15 protein-coding genes are annotated in these 15953 nt (G+C 38.0%); 3 read left to right on the top strand and 12 right to left on the bottom strand.

Going from position 1 to position 15953, the window contains the following annotated elements:
* Window positions 1–35 precede the first annotated feature (35 nt).
* The 6 genes from J2S11_RS19885 to J2S11_RS19860 all read right to left on the bottom strand — a co-directional run bounded on the left by J2S11_RS19885 (window position 36) and on the right by J2S11_RS19860 (window position 5513).
* Window positions 36–1052, bottom strand: coding sequence for a TIGR03943 family putative permease subunit (locus J2S11_RS19885; RefSeq protein ID WP_307397596.1), 1017 nt, complete (start codon window positions 1050–1052; stop codon window positions 36–38).
* Between the two features lie 32 nt (window positions 1053–1084).
* On the bottom strand, window positions 1085–2164 hold the full coding sequence (locus J2S11_RS19880) for a permease (protein ID WP_307397594.1): 1080 nt from the start codon (window positions 2162–2164) through the stop codon (window positions 1085–1087).
* The gene (locus J2S11_RS19875; RefSeq protein ID WP_307397592.1) at window positions 2161–2580 is read right to left on the bottom strand and encodes a Fur family transcriptional regulator; all 420 of its coding nucleotides are present in this window, start codon (window positions 2578–2580) and stop codon (window positions 2161–2163) included. Before J2S11_RS19875 ends, J2S11_RS19880 begins: the two co-directional genes overlap by 4 nt.
* A gap of 114 nt (window positions 2581–2694) precedes the next feature.
* A complete protein-coding gene (locus J2S11_RS19870) occupies window positions 2695–3543 on the bottom strand; it encodes a metal ABC transporter permease (protein ID WP_307397590.1) in 849 nt (282 codons plus the stop codon).
* 17 nt (window positions 3544–3560) lie between these two features.
* Window positions 3561–4331 carry a metal ABC transporter ATP-binding protein gene (locus J2S11_RS19865; protein WP_307397588.1) on the bottom strand — a complete coding sequence of 257 codons (771 nt, stop codon included), beginning with the start codon at window positions 4329–4331 and terminating at the stop codon, window positions 3561–3563.
* A gap of 6 nt (window positions 4332–4337) precedes the next feature.
* The gene (locus J2S11_RS19860) at window positions 4338–5513 is read right to left on the bottom strand and encodes a metal ABC transporter solute-binding protein, Zn/Mn family (RefSeq protein WP_307397586.1); all 1176 of its coding nucleotides are present in this window, start codon (window positions 5511–5513) and stop codon (window positions 4338–4340) included.
* A gap of 452 nt (window positions 5514–5965) precedes the next feature.
* On the opposite strand from J2S11_RS19860, the gene J2S11_RS19855 reads away from it, so the two are divergent.
* Entirely contained in the window at window positions 5966–6757 is a 792-nt protein-coding gene (locus tag J2S11_RS19855; protein ID WP_307397584.1) for an SDR family NAD(P)-dependent oxidoreductase, read from the top strand.
* Between the two features lie 48 nt (window positions 6758–6805).
* Here J2S11_RS19855 and J2S11_RS19850 read toward each other — a convergent pair whose 3' ends face one another.
* The 4 genes from J2S11_RS19850 to J2S11_RS19835 form a co-directional block, all read right to left on the bottom strand.
* The gene (locus J2S11_RS19850) at window positions 6806–8080 is read right to left on the bottom strand and encodes a YheC/YheD family protein (protein WP_307397582.1); all 1275 of its coding nucleotides are present in this window, start codon (window positions 8078–8080) and stop codon (window positions 6806–6808) included.
* A 97-nt stretch (window positions 8081–8177) separates the two neighbouring features.
* Window positions 8178–9089: an NAD-dependent epimerase/dehydratase family protein gene (locus tag J2S11_RS19845; RefSeq protein WP_307397581.1), complete on the bottom strand. Its 912-nt coding sequence runs from the start codon at window positions 9087–9089 to the stop codon at window positions 8178–8180.
* Window positions 9089–10057: an NAD-dependent epimerase/dehydratase family protein gene (locus J2S11_RS19840; RefSeq protein WP_307397580.1), complete on the bottom strand. Its 969-nt coding sequence runs from the start codon at window positions 10055–10057 to the stop codon at window positions 9089–9091. The genes J2S11_RS19845 and J2S11_RS19840 overlap by 1 nt, the downstream gene beginning before the upstream one ends.
* Before the next feature lie 13 nt (window positions 10058–10070).
* Window positions 10071–11354 (bottom strand): nucleotide sugar dehydrogenase, encoded by a 1284-nt coding sequence (locus tag J2S11_RS19835; RefSeq protein WP_370875577.1) that lies wholly within the window; start codon window positions 11352–11354, stop codon window positions 10071–10073.
* A 219-nt stretch (window positions 11355–11573) separates the two neighbouring features.
* On the opposite strand from J2S11_RS19835, the gene J2S11_RS19830 reads away from it, so the two are divergent.
* Entirely contained in the window at window positions 11574–13001 is a 1428-nt protein-coding gene (locus J2S11_RS19830; protein WP_307397575.1) for a glycosyltransferase family 4 protein, read from the top strand.
* On the opposite strand, the gene J2S11_RS19825 is transcribed toward J2S11_RS19830, so the two are convergent.
* Window positions 12998–14149, bottom strand: coding sequence for a glycosyltransferase family 4 protein (locus tag J2S11_RS19825; RefSeq protein WP_307397573.1), 1152 nt, complete (start codon window positions 14147–14149; stop codon window positions 12998–13000). The genes J2S11_RS19830 and J2S11_RS19825 overlap by 4 nt on opposite strands.
* A 158-nt stretch (window positions 14150–14307) precedes the next feature.
* Between J2S11_RS19825 and J2S11_RS19820 the strand changes: the two genes are divergently transcribed.
* Window positions 14308–15288 carry a DMT family transporter gene (locus tag J2S11_RS19820; protein WP_307397571.1) on the top strand — a complete coding sequence of 327 codons (981 nt, stop codon included), beginning with the start codon at window positions 14308–14310 and terminating at the stop codon, window positions 15286–15288.
* A 69-nt stretch (window positions 15289–15357) separates the two neighbouring features.
* Here J2S11_RS19820 and J2S11_RS19815 read toward each other — a convergent pair.
* On the bottom strand, window positions 15358–15953 hold a 596-nt coding region (locus tag J2S11_RS19815), incomplete at its 5' end, for a WIAG-tail domain (protein ID WP_307397568.1).

Raw genomic sequence — 15953 nt, 5'->3', positions numbered from 1 at the left:
TAAATTCTTACCAATTAATCTTGGTAAGACTGGCCTTAATAGTAATTTGGATAGACATACGGCGTATCAGGCTCATCGATTTCTTGAACGGAGTTAAGCCTAACCATTGGAATTGGCCAATCGTTATATAATGTCTCTTCAATGGTCCCTGTTACTATAATCCAAGTGTCATTGTCAAACTGCCTTGTTTGCTCTCCTTTGACAAGTAGACCATAAACGGTTGAATCGGCCGTACAGCAAGTCATTGAAAAGCGAGCAGCAACCAGTTCATCCTGTGCCATCTCAGGCTCTCTGTATGTAAAACCTTTTATCTCAATGGTTTTACCTATAAATTCATCAAGATATAAATCAAGAACTGTCATCATATCTAAATAATTTTCATCTGTCACAATAATGGTGTCATTTGTTAATATCTCAGCTACTAGCTCATCATAATAGTCAAAGAATCCTTCGCTGGAGTATTGATCTTCGATTGTAAAATGTTCAATATCATCATCTTCATTCTTTTGATCCATTAATTCCTCTATACGCTCCATATAATCAATATCCTCTTCCTCTTGAGCTACTGCATTCTGATTTTGATTAACCTCATCTGACACTTTAATTGCTGCTGTTGAAGCTCCTAAGCTACTCGTTTCTGCAGCTGGATTAGCATTCGAATTTGAATAGACCCCTGCACCTAGCTGTACCCCACGGTTAGCCGCAACTGAGCTATCTAGAACCTTGTCAGGTAGAACAAAGCCCATGATAAGGGGTAAAACAAAGATAGAATATATCCCTACCTTCTTCCAGTTAGCTGTAGGAAGTTGATGATCACCCTCGCAATCACATTCATCCTCCTGCCCTTTTGAAGTACTCCTCCAGATTTGAGCAATACTTAAAAGGAAAAATGAAATAACAGCAAAATAGATGAAAGGCATCATCTTAGGAGCAATATAATACGTGATATTTCCTGAAATAATAAAGCCTAATAGTAGCATTGTAAAACCGAAAAGAATAATTCCTCTTAGGAAAGCATGAAAACCCGCTTTTTCCCTTTGATGGTTATGCATGTATAATCAAACCCTTTCCCAATGTATAACGCCTAAATAAAGAACCATTGTAGCACCATGACGGCTAAAAACACAGTAATTGTTACCGTAATGATAAAGGAAATAACAAAGCCCTTTTTGAAATAAGCGAAATACATAATCGTATTCTTCAGATCAATCATTGGACCATACACTAAAAATGCCACGATCGAACCTGTTGAAAATGTGGAACCAAAGGATGCAGCAACAAAGGCGTCAGCCTCCGAGCATAGGGATAGAACATAAGCAAATAACATCATAACTAAAGGGGCAGAAACATCATCCGAACCGATGGATAATAAAATTTGCCTATCTAGATATGTCTGGAATAATGCTGCTATAAAAGCTCCAACAATTAAATATTTCCCCATATCAAAAAATTCATCTGTAGCGTGATACATAGTTTGTTTAAGCTTTTGAATGGATTTCTGGGTGAAGCTTTTCTCAGATACTTGCTGCGAATCATGCCCACTATGTACATGTATATGTGTGTGGGGAGTAGCTTTAGACTCTCTAATCTGATTGGAATTTTTGTAAAGAATATAAAGAATGCCACCAATAATTATGGCTAAAATAAATGCTACAATCATACGACTATAAACTACTGTCATATCGGTTCTAAAAGCAAAGAAAGTAGATGCAAAAACGACAGGATTAAGGATAGGAGCAGCTACTAAGAATACTACACCCACATGTAAGGGCATCCCTTTTTTGATTAATCGCCTGACAACAGGGATAATGGCACATTCACAAACAGGAAAAATAGCTCCCAAAAGGGTGGCTGGTAACAAAGCAACAAAAGCATTTTTGGGTAGAAATCTTTTGATCATATCTTCATGGACAAAAATTTGGATAAGTGCTGAGAAAAACACACCTAATAATATAAAGGGAATCGCTTCAATAACTATACTTAGAAAAATCGTATTAACGCTTAAAAAAGAGTCAGATACGAAAAAGAATAGATCTCCCCCTTTAAGCGCATCACGATTAAAGAAAAGGAGTAGGAATAGAGCAAGTAGGCTTATTCCAATAAAATCAGGTCCGATTCCTTTTAAGAAGGAGCTCTTACCTTCCTTCTCATATAGAGGCTTCATGCTTGAACCTCACAGGTTTCACAATAGCCATAAATTTCAAATTTATGACCGGTAATTGTAAATCCTGTTGGTTCTCCAATGACAGCATTCATCGGACACATGTCTAGCTTCTTCGTTCTGCCACAAAGAGTGCAAATTAAATGATGATGGTGCTGCTCCGTTTCACAAGCTAAACGATAAATACGCTCACCATTTAACTCTGTGGATTCAATGATCTCTAGATCACTAAATAAAGAAAGGTTGCGGTAGATCGTATCAAAGCTAATATTCGGATAATCAAACTTCATAAATTCAAGCATATCCTTAGCCGATACGTAACGCTTCTCCCGAGCAAACACTCTGACCATTTCTTCTCTTTTTCCTGTATATTTGTAACCATTCTTTTTTAGAGTGCTTAACGCTTGTTCAACATTCATTCTTATTCACCTGCCCTAGAACAAAAGATTCCTATTTTCTATAGATTCGTCCCATAAAACGTACTGTATTATCTACTGTAGTTGATGTCATTTTATCCTTAAAAACTAGTAAAATCAATCATCCACCCTAAGAATCCAACGCTTGAAAGCCATTATCACTAGTAAAATAAGCAAAGATGTGACAACAATCGTTCCCCCTGAGGCCCAGTCAAATTGATAGGAGATGAACAAACCTAGTAAAACAGATATTTCACCGAACAAAATAGAGTAAAAGATCGTTTGCTTAAAGCTTTTAGCAATTTTGATGCTGGCGGCTACCGGCAACACCATTAGAGAGGATACTAGCAATATCCCTACAATCTTCATGGCTGAGGCAATCACTACAGCCACCATCACAATAAATAAGAAATTAATCATTTTACGAGGGATGCCTGAAATTCGTGCATGCTCATCGTCAAATGAAATTGAGAATAGCTCCTTATAAATTAGAAGAATAATCGCAACAACGACGATGGCAATGATAAGAATAGTTAGTAGATCTGATTTTCTAATGGCTAGAATATTCCCGAATAAATACGTGAATAAATCCGTATTAAACCCATTGGCCACAGAGATAAAGATCGCGCTAAGGCCAATTCCTGCTGATAAAATAATGGGTATGGAAAGCTCCTGAAAGTGCTTATAGCTTGTTCTTAGCTTTTCTATGCTAAGCGCACCAGCCACGGAAAACGCCATCCCCATAAAAATAGGATTTAATGTAGCAGCCGAAAAGAAAGCAAAGTACTTTCCTAAAAGCATACTAAAGGCAATTCCTGACAGCGTAACATGAGAAAGAGCATCAGCAATCATAGAAAGCCTTCGAACTACGATAAAAACCCCTATTAAGGGGGCCAAAAAACCTATAATCATGCCTGATAGTAAGGCATTGCGTAAGAATTCATATTGTATAACTGCTTCAATCATATCTCTCTATCCTCTTTCTAGTGCGAATGTTCGAGAAGGCGAACATCATGTCCATAAGCTGTAGATAGAATAGCCTCCTGATTATGAGTAAAATCCTTTGGATCTCCATGAAAATGAATCTTTTTATTTAAGCAGGCTACTTGGCTTACTTTATTTGTTATAACACCAATATCATGACTGATCAATAAGATAGATATTCCTAGATGACCATGCAAGTGCTCCAATAGTTCATAAAACCGATCTACAGACTCTGAATCAATACCTACAGTAGGCTCATCCAAAATGAGAATATCAGGATTGCTTACCAAAGCACGAGCAATAAATGTTCGTTGCTGCTGCCCTCCTGATAGCTTACCAATATTCCGGCTAGCAAGATCCTTTATACCAACCATATCTAAAGTACGTAAAATCTTGGCATGATCCTTTTTGTTCAACCATTTGAATAATCCAGCTTTACCAAAAAGACCAGACGCTACGACTTCAAAAACAGTAGCAGGGAATCCACTATTGAAGCTATTCGCTTTTTGAGAAACATAGCCAATTCTATTCCATTGTTTAAAGGCTGTTACTGGTTGACCAAAGAGTTTGACCTCTCCAGCGGTTGGAGAAAGAAGCCCCAGAATTAGTTTGACTAATGTGGACTTTCCAGAACCGTTAGGTCCAACAATGCCCAGGAAATCTCCCTGAGGCATTGTTAAGTCGATTTGATCCAAAACCTTTGTTTTTGAATCATAATCAAAGCTAACGTTTTTCAATTCAATAGTGGGTACAGCTACTTGTTTATTCATGATTTATTAGTAATCTAGAGCGATTTTCAATACCTCGACATTTCTATGCATCAAAGTAAAGTAATTCTCACCCTGAGATTGTTCCTCCTCCGTTATAGCTTCTAAATTATAGATGACTAATGACTCGGCTCCAATGGCCTCTTGTACAACCTCAGCGACTTTCGTCGAAACAAAATTCTCGAATAAGATATATTGTACTTCATTCTCTTCTGCAAATTCAATAATTTGCTGTAATTGTCTTGGGCTCGGCTCCTGTGATGGATCTAAACCTGAAATAGCAATCTGATTTAAACCATAGCGGTTTGATAAGTATCCATACGCTGCGTGAGCTACGATGAAATCAGTCCGATTAACACTTTCTACTAATTCCTTGAAGGCAGCATCTAAAGCATCAAATTCACTAACCATTTGCTCAAAGTTGGCTTCGTATTCCTCAGCATGTTCAGGATCAAGCTCAACTAAAGCATTTTTAATAGCTTCTGCTTGTTGCTTCGCTAAAGTTGGATCAAGCCAAACATGTGGATCAAATTCACCATGATGGTGATGGTCGTGATCATGATCGTCTTCTTCTGTTCCATGAGCATCCTCGTGATGGTCGTGATCATGGTCTTCTTCTGTTCCATGAGTATCTCCGTGATGGTCATGATCATGATCGTCTTCTTCTGTTCCATGAGCATCCCCATGATGGCCGTGATCATGGTCATCATGAATATGACCTGTTTCCTCATTCGTTAATAATGTTAGTGTTTCTGTTGAGTCGACCCATACCAGAGAATCATTATTCACAGATTCTACGATCCTTTCAATCCAGCCCTCAAAGCCTCCCCCATTATAAATAAACATATCAGCATCACTTAAGGCCATAATATCCCTTGCTGTAGGCTCAAAATCATGTGGGTCAACTCCTACCGGAATCAAACTCCTTACCTCCGCACGGCTTCCTGCGATTTGCTCAGCAAAATAATGCACAGGATAAACAGTAGTGAAAATTTTAATCGTTTCCTCAATTTCTCCCACATTTGAGCTTTCAGGCTCTGACGTTTGCTCTTGTGTAGAGCACCCCACTACAATGAGAGCAAAAATCAGTAACATGCTACCTAAAACAAACGATAGACGCCTAGATGATCCTCTTTCCTTCCTATGCAACATTACTTTTCTTCTTTCTTTTCTTAGAGATTCCATTCTCTCTTCCCTCCACTTATTTCACGTATACCGTAGCTATGTAAATTACGTATACTATGTTATTCTACTCAAATAATAATCATAACGATTTATGTTCGTTGACTATTATAACTTGCCTATTTAGTTTTGTAAATCATTATTATTCTGATTTACATTTTTTTATACTATCAGCATTTGTAAATTCCGAGGTAGATCGTATAAGGAAAGCTTGTATAGAAGCCTTTTCTCAGAGGTTGCCTAGCCCTCATTAGAGGAAGCTTTCCTTGCAGCCAGAACGTATGAAATTTAAAGAAGTTGTATCAAATTTTATACGTCCTTAGGCTGTAAGAAAAATGAAGGATTTCGCTATGACTAGCAGATAAGTCTTCGTTTTTAATGATTACAGAATTGAAAAGAACGTGATAAACTAGTAATCAATAGTGTGAATACCTTATATAAGAAAAGGAGAAGCCATGAAAAAGTGTGAGAATAAGGTGATTATTATCACTGGAGCTTCGAGTGGGTTAGGCGAAGAAATGGCTAAGCAAATCGCTTTGCATGGGGGGACACCTATTCTTGTAGCACGCTCTGAGGAAAAGCTAAAAAGGGTTCAGGAGAATATCCAATCTCGGACAAAGCAACACGCCCCGTATTATACAGCGGATGTAGTTGATTATGTAAGCCTTCAGCAAGTCTTTCAATCTATTTCAGAAAGCCATCCGCAGATTGATGTATTGATAAATAATGCTGGTTTTGGTATTTTCAGAAGCTTTATTGATGCACCAATTTCTGAGTTTGAACAAATGATGGATGTAAATTATTTAGGTGTAGTACGTTGTACTAAGCTTATCCTACCTATGATGCTCAAACAAAAACATGGTCATATTATTAATATCGCTTCGCAGGCTGGAAAAATCGGAACTCCAAAGTCAACTGCTTACTCGGCAAGTAAACATGCCTTATTAGGCTTTACAAATAGCTTGAGGCATGAGCTCAAAGAACAAGGTATCCACGTGACAGCCGTAAATCCTGGTCCTATCCAAACTCCATTCTTTGATCAGGCTGATATCAGTGGAGAATACACGAGGAACATAGAGAGATTTATGCTTAAACCTGAAAAAGTTGCTCAAAAAGTGATTCACACTATACATAAACCTGTACGAGAAGTGAACCTCCCATCATGGATGGAAATGGGCAGTAAATTGTATAGTCTTTTCCCAGGTATCATGGAAAAAGTCTTAAGCAGTAGCTTCAACAAGAAATAATAAGAATCCCTCATTTATTTCGTAATAGATGGGGATTCTCCGTGTTTTCTATTCTTCTTCATTTTTAAGCTCATTCCAATTTATTAGTGTACTTCTTTTAAACCGTTCTTCCTCCTGCCCTATTTCTTGATTTTCATCTTTATTTTTACCATCATTCTCTAAGTTTTCATGATGTTCCTTAAGCACTTCTGCACATTCATGAGCAATTTCTTTGCCACCAGATTTTTGTTTTTGAGATTCCATCACTTCATAAAAACGTTTTGCCTTATTATTCAGTTTCTTATAGATATAAAGTGCATATTCAAAAGGATACCTATAAGAACGTTCCCACATCGCAAAATTCATAGATTCCTTGTACGCGTACCTCTGATCACAATAGTTAGCTTCAATAAACCATAGCTGCTCTTGTTCATCTATTCCAATATCTAAGCCTAAATCCATAGTGGAAGGGTTTAATGTCTCTATATGCTGAGCAATTTGTAAGCTTAAGGCATATATTTTATTTTTAATTTCAGGAGATAAAGTGCTTTCAACTTTTTTATAAGCTACAACCTTTCCCCCTTGGGCAACATTAGTTACAAACTTCTTTCCACCCGCTACTCTTGTCACAATACCAGTAACAGACCATTGACCATTGTGACCTTTCTGTACAGAGGTGCGCACGTCAAATTTTTTCCCTTCATACAGCTTAAAATGGAGATATGGCTGAATGAGATACATTTTGCCCGAGCTGAAACAGCTCTTGTAAAAGTCATTAAGTTTATACAATGGTAATTTTGTTTTCTTTTGTTTTCCGTTAGAAATAAACGATACCAGATAGTGATAATTAAAACGCTCAATGGTATAGATTCCTCTTCCTAAAGACCCTGAGCTAGGCTTTAGAACTACCTTCTTACTTTCCTTCAAACCGAACAATAACTTTCTGTACGATAACCTTGCCGTTTCAGGAATATTGTCCTTAATATCCTGCATTTTCTTTAAGTAGGTATAGACCTTGTATTTGTCTCTTCCTTTCACCAAATTTAAAAATATAACTGAATACTTTGCTGCTACTTTCTTGAGTAAAAAATATTGGCTTGTACTAAGAATCGTTCGGACCAAGTTCACCTTGGGAATGTCTACGTGGCTCCGGTGAAAGGATTGTGTTTTATAAGAATATTTATAGCCTCTTACCTTTTTTTGACCTATCCTGCCGGTACAATAGAACAAAACATCAACTTGATGTTCAACCGCTAATTTCTTATAATACTCAATATTTTCATTTCTCTCTGTTCCCATAATAACACGCTGTAGCATGGCAAATCTAAGCAGAATTCCTATCATCTATTTTCTCAAATCCTTTATTTTGATCAGATGGCTGTATAGGCTTCTGATCAAATCAAATTTATGAACACTGCTCTAACATCAACATTTCTATATTTTATTGTCTATAAAACATAATGGTTTCATTAATTCCCTGGTCAAACGTGTATTTTGGCGTCCATTTTAAATAATTATAGGCTTGAGTTGGATCAAGGCAGCTATTCAGAATATCTCCTTGTCTAATCTCTCTGTACTGAGCTGGTTCAACAAAACCAGTGTGTACTCGAAGTTTTTCATAGAGCTGTAGGATGGAAGTAGCGATCCCTGTGCTAATATTCATCGTCTTTCCCGCACCGTTGGAAATAGCTGCTACATTTGCTCTAGCTACATCCTTCACGTACACAAAGTCTCTGGTTTGCTTACCATCTCCAAAGATAACAGGTGCCTTATTATCTAACATGTTCTTTAGAAAGATTGAAACAACTCCACCTTCACCCTTGCTCCCCTGTCTTGGACCATACACATTGGCATATCGCAGAATGGAGTATTCCATCTGATATAAACGGTGAAAGGTCTCTACATACTTTTCACCTAGATATTTAGAATTTCCATACAATGAGATGGGAATGGTGGGGTGATCCTCTGTAATCAGTGAGCTATTAGGCTCGCCATAGGAGGCACAGGTGGAGGCATAGATAAATTTGTGTACATGATGCTTTGTAGCAGTTTGAAGTAAGTTAATGGTTCCCAAAATATTAATTTTAGCATCTAATACAGGCTTTTTAATCGACTTTGAAATATCAATCTGAGCCGCTTGATGCATGACAATCTGAGGTTTTTCTGCTGCAAACACACGATCAATTCGTTCATCACATATATCGATAGGATAGATAGGCACATTAGATGGCAAGAAACCTAGATTTCCAGTAGACAAATTATCTACTACTATGACCTTAAATCCTTCCTCTAGAAGCAAATCTACAATATGAGATCCAATAAATCCGGAACCACCAGTTACAAGCACCTTCATTATTCTGCACCTCGTAATTTGTACCAATCGATTGTCCTTTTTAACCCTTCAAGCAACCCTATTTTTGGTGCATAGCCTAGTATCTCTCTCATTCTAGTATTATCAGGCTGACGCTTGAGCATGTCTTCATATCCTATCCCGTAGGCTTTTTCATAAGATAGCTGAACAATTCTTGATGTTGAATGAGTCATCGACTTAATGATATGGGCAAGCTCATAAATAGATATTTGTTGATGATTACCGATGTTAATAATACAGCCATTCGCCTTAGCATTCATGGCTAGATAGGTTGCCGCAACTGTATCCTCGATGTATGTGAAGCATCTTGTCTGCTCACCAGTTCCGTAAACCTGTATGTCCTTCCCCAATAGAGCGGCCATAATAAATCTAGGGATGACTCCACCGTAAGCTGAAGAAGTTGCTCTGGGTCCATACGTATTAAAGTATCTTAGAATCGTAACTGGCAAGCCTTTTTTAGCATAGGCTAGGCAAAGATGTTCATCCAATGATTTTGCAACTGCATAAGACCAACGATGCCTAGCAGCTGAACCGTACACTCGATCATCATCCTCATGAAATGGAAGATGATTGTTTTTTCCATACACCTCAGATGTTGAAGAAAAAATCACCTTTTTTCCGTAGGAAAATGCTGCCTCTAACACATTTTTTGTTCCATCAATATTCCCTTTAATCACTTTAAGCGGGTCATCTACACAATTCTTCACACCTAAAACTGCAGCAAGATGGTAAACGCTATCCACCTCGTTAATCAAGCTTTGTAGAAGCTCTTTATTAAGAGTACTTCCTTCTACAAAATGATAGCTTGAATGTCCTGATAAATGGCTCGTGAAAGAGCTTTTTCCAGTTGATAAGTCATCTAAAGACCATACCTCGTTACCTTCTCCAAGTAATTTGTCCACTAAATGAGAACCGATAAAGCCTGCTCCACCTGTCACAAGGATTTTCATCTTTTCTCACTCCTCATAATCTCACTACAGACGGATGACTTTGCTTAAACGTATACCGAGTATCAAAAATGATCGAGGCATACCTTAAGATACTGTCATAATGGACAGTGGAATGATTCGTTAAAATAACAACACAATCTGCCTGCTTGATCACCTTCACTGTCAGCTCTTCGCTTCGATAGATAGACCCTTTCAGCTTGATTTGTGGAACCAGAGGGTCATGAAAGCTAACAGCAATGTTCTTCTGCTGGAGTAATTGTTCCATCACCATAATAGAAGTAGATTCACGGGTATCATTGACATCTTTTTTATATGAGACACCTATCACTAGTACCTTATAGTTATCCTTTTGCTGCTTAGAGAACAGCAATTGCAAGATTCGTTCAACAATATAGACCGGCATTTGATCATTTAAGCTTTTGGATAAATGAATGAAGGACGTAGTGAACCCCTTCTCTTTCGCTTTCCATTGTAAATATAAGGGATCAACAGGAATGCAATGTCCCCCAATACCTGGTCCTGGATAATAAGTCATAAAGCCATATGGCTTTGTGCTTGCAGCTTCAATGGCTTCCCAAATATTAAGATCTAATCCATGACAAATGACAGCCATTTCATTCATAAACGCTAAATTTATGAATCTCTGAGAGTTTTCTAAAAGCTTAGTTAGCTCAGCTACCTTAGGTGTAGATACCTCTACTAGATTTCGAAATAAAAGGCTATATAATTCATAGATTTTCTTTTGGCAATGTGCAGTCTGTCCACTTATGACCTTAGGAATATCCTGAAGCTCCAAGGAAGTGTTACCTGGGTCAATACGTTCTGGAGAATATCCCAAGTAAAAATCCTCACCTAATTTAGCACCATTTCTCGAAAGAATAGGAAGCACAATATCCTCTGTTGTTCCTGGAAATGTAGAGCTTTCCAAGACAATTAATTGTCCTCTCTTCATTAGTGGTGAAACGCTCTCTACGGCTGACTGCAAGTAGCTTAAATCCGGGTAGGCATGTTCAGTTAGTGGGGTAGGAACACATAAAATACAGGCATCACAATTCCGTAGGTCATCATATTGATCAGTCCAGTTAAAGAATTGTCCTTCGGTCAGCTGTTTGATTTGCCGATCAGTCATATCTGTTAGATAGCTTTTCCCTTCACTTAAGTGGGCTAATTTACTAGAATCAATGTCGATTCCTGTTACACGTAACCCTTTCTCTACGCAAAGTCTAGCTAAAGGTAGTCCCACGTATCCAAGCCCAACTATAGCAACATGTATGGATGTCTGCTGATCATAGCGCACGATGACCATTCCTTTCTAAAGTCTGTCTACTCTATTTCTATGAAAACAAGAAGAGATGGACATGGTTATTCATATTATTTTTTTAAAAATAGTTATCTATCATTACTAAAAAAATAGAGACATGCCTACACTTGCCCTGTGATTTTTGCATATAAATGAAGGAAAGCTCGTTTGTCCTGTTATTAAGCTTTAGAAGAACGTATTTAAGGAGAGATGACAGTGAAAATCCTTCTAGTTACGTACTGGTTTCTACCTCATGTTGGAGGAGTAAATACGTATATTAATGTCCTGCGAGATGAACTGATTCGAAATGGTCATGAGGTGGACGTGCTTGCCCATTACACGAAAAAAAACGATAAGATTTATATGCTTACCAATGGTCAATTTGTTGATAAATCTAAGATTAAAAAGGCTGTTTATGAAATCGTCTTTCAATACTATGAACAAAATCAGCCTTATGTAGAAAGCTGGATTCGTTGGAGAGAAATTGAAAGGTACTCATTTGAACTGGCTCTTTCCCTTTTTAATCTTGAGCAGTACGATATTATTCATGCACAAGATATTATTTCTTCTAGAGCTCTGGCACGTGTAAAGCCTGATCATGTACCACTTGTTTCTACCATACATGGTTTTTTGGCCTCAGAGCATAGAATTGCAGGTAACATTAAATCTACGAAATCTATCGCTTGGAAATACGTTCATTCCGAGGAGCTGTATGGGGCTACAGCAGCTCAAAGGACAATCGTTCCAACTTATTGGCTAACAAGACTTTTCACAGATAAAAAGGTTAATGTTCCACCCTCTCAGCTCAGTACTATCCCCTACGGGATAGACATCAAGAAATTTATGCAGCAGTACCGATCTCCGATTTCTAACCATTTTCCAAGCATTTCAAAACGCAAAACAATCTTACTCTGCGTCGCTAGAATGGTTCACGTTAAAGGACATCATATATTACTAGAAGCCTTAGCTCTCCTTAAGAAAAAAAGATCAGATTTTGTATGCCTGCTCGTAGGTGATGGACATCTTATGCACAGCCTTCGAAGCCTTAGCAGGCGATTAAATCTTGAGCGTCATATCTATTTTCTAGGAGATAGGGATGATGTTCCTCAATTAATTCGCAGAAGCGATATTCTAGTTTTACCATCGATCCAAGATAATCATCCATTTACTGTGATGGAAGGGCAAATTGCGGGTAAGCTTGTTATTGCTTCAAATGCTGGTGGTATACCGGAGATGATTTACAGTGGAAAAACAGGCTTGCTTTTCCCGAACAGAAATAGCCGAAAGCTAGCAAAACGTATAGATTATGCCCTAACCTATCCCAAACGCAGAAAGAAAATAGCTCGTCAAGGGAAACAATGGGGATTGAAGCAATGGGCTCCGAGTACACTAGCCCAAAAAACATTAGACATCTATGAACGTGCGGTAAAACATACAGCTCTAGAATTGATAGATTCTAATGATCACGAGCTAGATTTTAATGAAGAAGTAAGCTCTAGAATAAAGCTCCCTATTTCTGATATTCATACACCTGTACCGCCTACACATGAAATTACTGTACCCAAAAACAATTCATGGTTTTCAGATTCAGAAATTCCAGACCCTGCGTTCATCGCAGCATTAAAGAAAGCCCACAGAAATTAAGTTTGTACTAATTCTGACTTATAAAGGGAGTAAAGCCTATCTGCGGTGCTTTTCCAAGTGAAGCGCTCCACAATTTGCTTTCTCCCCCACCCTCCAAGTTCTTCAGCTAGTGGGGCATTAGACAATAGCTCTTTTAACGCTTTAACAAGGTTTGTAACATGATTGTTTAGGGGAACCAATAATCCATTTTTCTTGTGCACAATAATTTCTGGAATACCTCCCGTATCAGAAGCAATGACAGGGACACCAGAAGAGAGTGCCTCTAAGTTCACTAATCCGAACGCCTCTTGACCAACAGAGGGAACGACAGCTACATCTGCTAATTGGTACCATTTTGCAATTTCATTATATGAGGTAAAAGGCACGAATCGAATGTGATTTCTGCTCTTCCTAGCCATACGCCTCAGCTTTACAATATAAGGGCTGCTTTGATTTGTTTGTAAAATCTGTCCCCCAACGAGAAATAGGACAAAATGAGGATATGTTTTCTTTAACTGATGTACAGCTTCTATCAAACGATGAGGACCTTTAATAGGGGATAGCCTTCCTACATACAAAATCATTTTTTTCCCTTTTAGACCTAGCTTTTGAATTGATTTTGCCCTTTTTTTAGAATGCAATGATTGAGGAGTAAATCTCTGCTCATCTACACCAAGGTAATTAACACATACTTTTTCCTCTAGGTCTGGAAAAAGAGAAAGCACATACGTTTTTAGAAATTGGCTATTTACAATAATTTTATCTGCTAGGCGAAGAGCATTTCCTAGTTCCTTTGCTTTAATTTTATGAGGCTGTAAAAAAGTGATGGAATGAAGAGAAAGCCAAACATTTGCTTCAGGGAGCTTTTTTTTAACGTGCAGAACGTACTTGGGTCTGTTTTCAATTTGAATCATAGATGCTGGATATTTCATACAATGTTCTGTGGCTTTTTGAATAAAATCTCTCTGCCTACAGCTTATATTTTTATACATAACCCCACCAATTGTTTTAGAAGCGGGATTCACTTCAAACTTCCTACCAAGTACATTGACCTTCATTTTACTTGCTAAGTAAGGGGCGACATGCATGATTGAGTTTTCAACAGAGCTTGTTTTTGCTGCTGGGATTGGAAAAGTCCCTGGCGTAATAATGGTAATAGATAGAGCCATTCTTTAACCCTCAACCCTTTCTTTTATATAGACATTTATCTTGACTTATGGTATAAATTTCGAAGATCGAAAGAATGAAAACATATGAATTAAATGTAAATGTTGAACATCTATAAATAGCACATTTATATTGAGCACATCTATAAGGAGAAAACACCATGCTTAAGAACAGATCAGAACTATATATTTTTATCCTACTAGGCTCGGTTACGGTCATTTGGGGCTTAAATGTTATTATGATTAAATATCTCTCTACAATCTTTCCTACAATTCAGCTTGCTGCTTGGAGAATCGTCATCGCCGCTATCTTTTTATTATTTTTCACCTCGCGTTACTGGAAGCCAGCACTACGCTCGATGAGTAAGAAATCTTGGATCTATATTAGCTTAATTGCTCTAACTTCTATTTTCGCTCACCAAATTTGGATGGCTCAGGGTCTTCAATTAACAACTGGATCAGTGGCATCCTTAATTCTAGCTTTAAACCCTTTGACAACAATTCTTTTAGCTATGGTCTTTATGGGAGAAAAATTTGAATGGAAAAAATTCATTGGAGTAGGCTTGGGGTTTTTTGGTGTTATTATTGTTGTCGGACAGCCAGCAGCAGAAGGCTCCTCCGTATTTCTTGGAGATTCTATCATCTTCCTTGCTATGCTTTCTTATGTGGCAGGAGGACTTCTAATTAAAAAAGCAGCAGAAGATGTAGATATTCTCACTATTACTACGTTCAGTCATGTGCTTGGTGCTCTTATGCTACTCATAGCATGGGCCTTTGCACCACTAGCTGGTCAACCCATTGTTTATGAAGTATCGGGCTTTACTTACTTTGTCTTATTTTTTTCAGGTAGTGCTGCTACAGCCCTTTGTACAACGCTATGGAACATAGGAATTAAAGAAATTGGGCCAAGTCGAACAACTATGTTTTTGAATCTAATGCCTCTAAGTAGCTTGGTTTTTGCTGCTATTTTCTTAAATGAACAGCTAAAGTGGATTTATGCTATTGCTTTAATTCTAATTATTACGGGAATCTATATAGGCTCAGTTTATAAACGACTCAGAAAAAGCCCTCCTATTGCTGTTCCTAGTTCAATGCCGACTCTTCCTGCAAAAGATGATCTCCCAACCAATGAGATACGTTAGTTACTAGACCAAGAAGCTCCTACATGCTGAGGAGCTTCTTTATTTGTATATCCTGCTTACGAGCAGGAACTACATGTTTACATATGTCCCCATAGCGATCCAATTTACTAGACCATTCATTGTATTGCTTGCTTTTAATCGAACTACTTTGATTAGAGCACTCAAATTTGTTTGCTCTACAATTACAGCATAGAAATCCTGATGGTTGGTATTCGCTACAATGACATAATGCTCATCGGCAAATGGCTGGTTTAATTGAACAAGAATTTCTATAGCATCCTCAGAATGATCGGTGAATTCAAAAGGAACTACTCCGTATTGCTGAATGGATGGTCCAGATTTATCCTGACTGATAACAGGTTGGAAGGCCAGTTTTGGAAATGTAATACTTCCGTCCATTAGATGCTGATTAGCTATGATTTGTCCTTGTAGATGATGTGCATGAATAGACGCAGGCCTTATTTTAGAGCTAGTCACTGCTAGATCACCTAGCTTCTGTTCAGTCACCGATTGATCTGCCAGCTTCTGCTCAGTCACTGCTTGATTGCCAAGCTTCTGCTCGGTCACTACTTGGTCTGCCAGCTTCTGTTCAGTCACTGATTGGTCTGCCAGCTTCTGTTCAGTCACTGATTGGTCTGCCAGCTTCTGTTCAGTCACTGATTGGT

This window comes from Bacillus horti, assembly GCF_030813115.1.
Classification (GTDB): domain Bacteria; phylum Bacillota; class Bacilli; order Caldalkalibacillales; family JCM-10596; genus Bacillus_CH; species Bacillus_CH horti.
Note: the sequence above shows the minus strand (reverse complement) of the source record. Positions and strands in the feature narration are given on the sequence as shown.

Excerpts from the sequence above, each read along its gene's own strand:
- J2S11_RS19885 (WP_307397596.1), bottom strand. The coding sequence starts at position 1,052 with ATGCATAACCATCAAAGGGAAAAAGCGGGTTTTCATGCTTTCCTAAGA.
- J2S11_RS19880 (WP_307397594.1), bottom strand. The coding sequence starts at position 2,164 with ATGAAGCCTCTATATGAGAAGGAAGGTAAGAGCTCCTTCTTAAAAGGA.
- J2S11_RS19875 (WP_307397592.1), bottom strand. The coding sequence starts at position 2,580 with ATGAATGTTGAACAAGCGTTAAGCACTCTAAAAAAGAATGGTTACAAA.
- J2S11_RS19870 (WP_307397590.1), bottom strand. The coding sequence starts at position 3,543 with ATGATTGAAGCAGTTATACAATATGAATTCTTACGCAATGCCTTACTA.
- J2S11_RS19865 (WP_307397588.1), bottom strand. The coding sequence starts at position 4,331 with ATGAATAAACAAGTAGCTGTACCCACTATTGAATTGAAAAACGTTAGC.
- J2S11_RS19860 (WP_307397586.1), bottom strand. The coding sequence starts at position 5,513 with ATGGAATCTCTAAGAAAAGAAAGAAGAAAAGTAATGTTGCATAGGAAG.
- J2S11_RS19855 (WP_307397584.1), top strand. The coding sequence starts at position 5,966 with ATGAAAAAGTGTGAGAATAAGGTGATTATTATCACTGGAGCTTCGAGT.
- J2S11_RS19850 (WP_307397582.1), bottom strand. The coding sequence starts at position 8,080 with ATGATAGGAATTCTGCTTAGATTTGCCATGCTACAGCGTGTTATTATG.
- J2S11_RS19845 (WP_307397581.1), bottom strand. The coding sequence starts at position 9,089 with ATGAAGGTGCTTGTAACTGGTGGTTCCGGATTTATTGGATCTCATATT.
- J2S11_RS19840 (WP_307397580.1), bottom strand. The coding sequence starts at position 10,057 with ATGAAAATCCTTGTGACAGGTGGAGCAGGCTTTATCGGTTCTCATTTA.
- J2S11_RS19825 (WP_307397573.1), bottom strand. The coding sequence starts at position 14,149 with ATGGCTCTATCTATTACCATTATTACGCCAGGGACTTTTCCAATCCCA.
- J2S11_RS19820 (WP_307397571.1), top strand. The coding sequence starts at position 14,308 with ATGCTTAAGAACAGATCAGAACTATATATTTTTATCCTACTAGGCTCG.